This window comes from Streptomyces sp. SID14478 (assembly GCF_010548525.1).
Taxonomy (GTDB): Bacteria; Actinomycetota; Actinomycetes; order Streptomycetales; family Streptomycetaceae; genus Streptomyces.
The window spans coordinates 1-3,597 of record NZ_JAAGMG010000116.1 but is presented as its reverse complement, the minus strand read 5'-3'; the positions used below and the strand labels follow the sequence as shown (position 1 = coordinate 3,597).

4 protein-coding genes and 2 pseudogenes are annotated in these 3,597 nt (G+C 74.2%); 2 read left to right on the top strand and 4 right to left on the bottom strand.

The window, feature by feature from the left end; translation table 11 throughout:
* Together G3I40_RS04790 and G3I40_RS04785 are read right to left on the bottom strand one after the other, a co-directional pair.
* Positions 1-615: pseudogene (locus G3I40_RS04790) on the bottom strand (apolipoprotein N-acyltransferase); the annotation flags it as partial.
* A gap of 98 nt (positions 616-713) precedes the next feature.
* Complete coding sequence (locus tag G3I40_RS04785; RefSeq protein WP_164300898.1) at positions 714-1,184, bottom strand: nuclear transport factor 2 family protein; 471 nt, start codon at positions 1,182-1,184, stop codon at positions 714-716.
* Between the two features lie 212 nt (positions 1,185-1,396).
* On the opposite strand from G3I40_RS04785, the gene G3I40_RS04780 reads away from it, so the two are divergent.
* On the top strand, positions 1,397-2,065 hold the full coding sequence (locus tag G3I40_RS04780) for a hypothetical protein (protein WP_203643466.1): 669 nt from the start codon (positions 1,397-1,399) through the stop codon (positions 2,063-2,065).
* A gap of 20 nt (positions 2,066-2,085) precedes the next feature.
* Positions 2,086-2,826 carry a glucose 1-dehydrogenase gene (locus G3I40_RS04775; protein WP_164300897.1) on the top strand — a complete coding sequence of 247 codons (741 nt, stop codon included), beginning with the start codon at positions 2,086-2,088 and terminating at the stop codon, positions 2,824-2,826.
* A 30-nt stretch (positions 2,827-2,856) separates the two neighbouring features.
* Here the strand turns inward: G3I40_RS04775 and G3I40_RS04770 are convergent, their stop codons facing one another.
* Both G3I40_RS04770 and G3I40_RS04765 read right to left on the bottom strand, forming a co-directional pair.
* Entirely contained in the window at positions 2,857-3,036 is a 180-nt protein-coding gene (locus tag G3I40_RS04770; protein WP_164300896.1) for a hypothetical protein, read from the bottom strand.
* Positions 3,037-3,094: 58 nt separating this feature from the next.
* Positions 3,095-3,597, bottom strand: a pseudogene (locus G3I40_RS04765) (transcriptional regulator); the annotation flags it as partial.

Genomic DNA, 3,597 nt, shown 5'->3' with positions numbered 1-3,597 from the left:
GCCCGTGACCGTGACGGTCAGGGCGAGCCCGGCCACCGCGGGCGTCCGCGCCCCGCGCGCGACCACCAGGACGGTGATCCCGGTGTTCACGGCCACCACGAGCAGACTCACCAGCCACACGCCGCCCACCGAGGCGAGCCGCAGCGCGGGCACCACCTGCCACTGGCTGGACCCGAGCAGACCCCACGGACCGCCCAACCCCTGCCAGGAGCGGACCAGTTCGACCATCAGCCAGCCCGAGGGGACGGCCACCAGGGCGGCTGCCGCCTGACCGGCCGACGCGGCGCCGTGCAGCAGCCGGCGCACCAGCCATCCCCACGGGGCCCACAGGGCACCGAGCAACGCCGCGATCACGACGGTGAACACGTGCAGGCTCGGCAGCAGCCAGTGGTGCACCGCCAGCATGAAGCCGAGTCCGCCGAGCCAGCCGTCGAGGGCGGCCCGGCGCGGTGTGTCCGCCGAGCGCGCGAGGAGCATCCACGGGACGAGGGCGACGTACGCCCACCACCACAGCGATGGCGCCGGGAACGCGAGCGCCGGCAGGGCGCCCGCCGAGAGCGCCGCGGCGCCGCGCCACCAGGGCGAGGCGCCGAGCCGCTGCCGCCAACGCTCCATGGGCCGCGCCTCCCTGCACGTACGACACCGGTTGCTGTCCAGTGTGCGCGCCGGAAGCGATCAACGACAGTGGGCCGCGGGCGAGGTGGGGGAGGGGCTCAGGCGCCCGCGGGGGCCCGCTCGGGCATGCGCCGCCACTTCTCGTGGACGGTCACCCGGTGCAGCCGCCAGCCGCCCTGGGTGCGGACGAGGTCGAACGCGTACCGTCCGCCGCACACGAAGTCCGGGGCGCTGCCCTCGCCGGCGAAGCGCATGGGGTTGAAGTAGTCGGCCTGGACCCGGGCCGTGTCGCCGATCTCGCGGTCCACGGAGTCGAAGTGGACCTTGCGGTTGACGATCAGGTGCTGCCGCATCGGGAACAGTTCCATCGTCGAGGTCAGCCAGCGCGCGATCTCGTCCGCGCTGCCCTCCACGCCTCCCGCCTCCCGGTAGTCGGCACGGCCGTCCGGCGCGAACAGGGCGCGGTAGCCCGCCCAGTCGCCGTCGTCCACGGTCACCGCGTAGTCGGTGACCAACTCGTCGACCGCGAGCCGGTCCAGGACGGTCGCGAGTTCCACACGCTGTGTCATCGGCTCAGTGTCGAGCCCCTGGTCCGCGCAGCCAAGAGGCGTGCGCGACCGGGTTGCCCGCCCGCGGCCTGCCGCCGTCGGGGCGCGGGTCCCGGATTCTGGTGCAACTCGACGTATTACGGGATCAGTTGATCGAGGGGCGCCGAGCGCGAGGCGTGCGGGCCGCGCGGCATCCCCGGGGCGGCCGGGACGATCGCTGCTACGGTCGCCCCATGTCAGCAGAGTCGAACATGTCAGCGACCCAGGATCCGGGGCCCGTCACGGGCGACGACGTCCTGGAGGCCGTCGCGCTCACCCTCGCCGCACTGCGTCCCGCGCGGGACGCCGACTGGGACGTCCTCGCGGGCTCGCTGGAGTGGACGTGCTGGGAGACCGGCGAGCACCTCGCCGACGACCTGTTCGGGTACGCGGCGCAGATCGGCTCCCCGCACCCCATGGCCGACGCGTACGTGCCCTTCGGCGGGCAGCGGCGGCGCCCCGAAGGGCCCGTCAACACCATCACCGCCGACAAGAGCGCCGGACCGGCAGGACTGCTCCAGGTGATCGAGGCCTGCGGCGGACTGCTCGCCGCCGTCGCGCGCGTCACGCCCGGGTCGGCCCGCGGCGAGCACGTCTTCGGGGCCAGCGACCCCGAGGGCTTCGCCGCCATGGGCGTCATCGAGACGCTCGTCCACGCGCACGACATGACCAGCGGCCTCGGACTCGACTTCGTACCCCCGGCCGACCTGTGCGCCCGCACCCTGCACCGCCTGTTCCCGGACGCGCCCGAGGGCGCCGAGCCCTGGGCCGCCCTGCTGTGGCTGACCGGCCGCGGCGAGCTCCCCGGGCGCGAGCGCGTCGTCGGGAAATGGCGCTGGTACGGTGCTCCCCGCGCGACATGATCACCGTTCGGGAGGACCCCTTGACCCGCCCCCTCACCCTCGTCACCGGCGGCAGCCGCGGCATCGGCGCCGCGACCGCACTGCGACTCGCACGGGAGGGCCACGACCTCGCGCTGTCCTACGTGCAGGACGAGGACGCGGCGAAGCGCACCGCCGAGGCCGTACGCGCCACCGGCGCCCGCTGCGTCGTCGTGCGGGCCGACACGGCCCAAGAGGGCGACGTCGAGCGGATGTTTGACGAGGCGCAGGACCGACTCGGGCCGCTCACCGGCCTGGTGAACAACGCCGGAGTCACCGGACCGTTCGGTGCGCTCGTCGACGCCCGTACCGAGGACCTGCGCCGCGTGCTCGACGTCAACGTCCTCGGTGTGCTGCTGTGTTGCCGCCGCGCCGCCCGCGACATGGCCGCCTCCGGCGGCGGCGCCGTCGTCAACGTGTCCTCCGCGGCGGCGACGTTGGGCAGTCCCGGCGACTACGTCCACTACGCCGCGTCCAAGGCAGCCGTGGACACCCTCACGCTCGGCCTGTCCAAGGAGCTCGGGCCCGCGGGCATCCGCGTCAACGCGGTCGCCCCCGGCATCATCGACACCGAACTGCATGCCACCGGCGGCGACCCGGACCGGGCCGAGCGGATGGCGTCCGGGCTTCCGCTGCGTCGCGCGGGTACGTCCGACGAGGTCGCCGCGGCCATCGCCTGGCTGCTGTCGGACGACGCCGCGTACGCCACGGGCACGGTGGTGAGGGTGGCCGGCGGGCGCTGAAGTCCGGTCGGTCCGGGGGCCGTTGACGCCTCAGGCCGCTTCGGAGATGCGGGCCTGTTCGCGGACGGCGTCGGCCCACTCCGTCACCAGCAGTTCGTACTGTGCGCGCTGTTCGGTCGTGAGCCGGCCCCCGGCGCGCAGCCAAAGGCCCCGGATCTGCTCGTTGACCTCGTCGGCAGACCGCGCGGAACCAGACATCACAGGCGGCATGCGCCCAGGTTACGTCCGCGCCGACCGGTTGGGAACCCTGAGCGAGCACTCGACCGCGTCAAGTGATCGATTCGGTGCGGGAGTTGGCGGCCGGTGGCGATCGGGTGAGAGCGGGCAGCACCGTCGTGGCCAGCAGCGTCAGGCCGTCCGCGTCCGGTGTGCCGGGCTGTGCCGTGTAGACCATGAGACGCAGATCGTCGCCGGCGACGGTGAGAATGTCGCAGTCCAGCGTCAGCGGGCCGACGTCGGGGTGGTCGACCGTCTTGCGCGCCGCCTCGTGCCGCCCGACGACCCCCGACTCCCACAGCGCGGCGAACCGGGGGCTGTCCGCGCGCAGCTCGTCGAGCAGGGAGCCCAGGCGCGGGTCGGCCGGGTAACGGCTCACGGTGGCACGCAGATCGGACACCAGGGCCGCCTCCATCGCGCGCCTCTCCTCGGGCCCCTGGCGCACCCGCCCCGGCGGGCCGAGGAACGTCCACCAGGCGCCGTTGCGGCCGTGGCCCGGCCGGGCGGGGCGCTCGCCCAGCAGCGCGGTGTACAGCGGGTTCGCGAGCAGCAGCG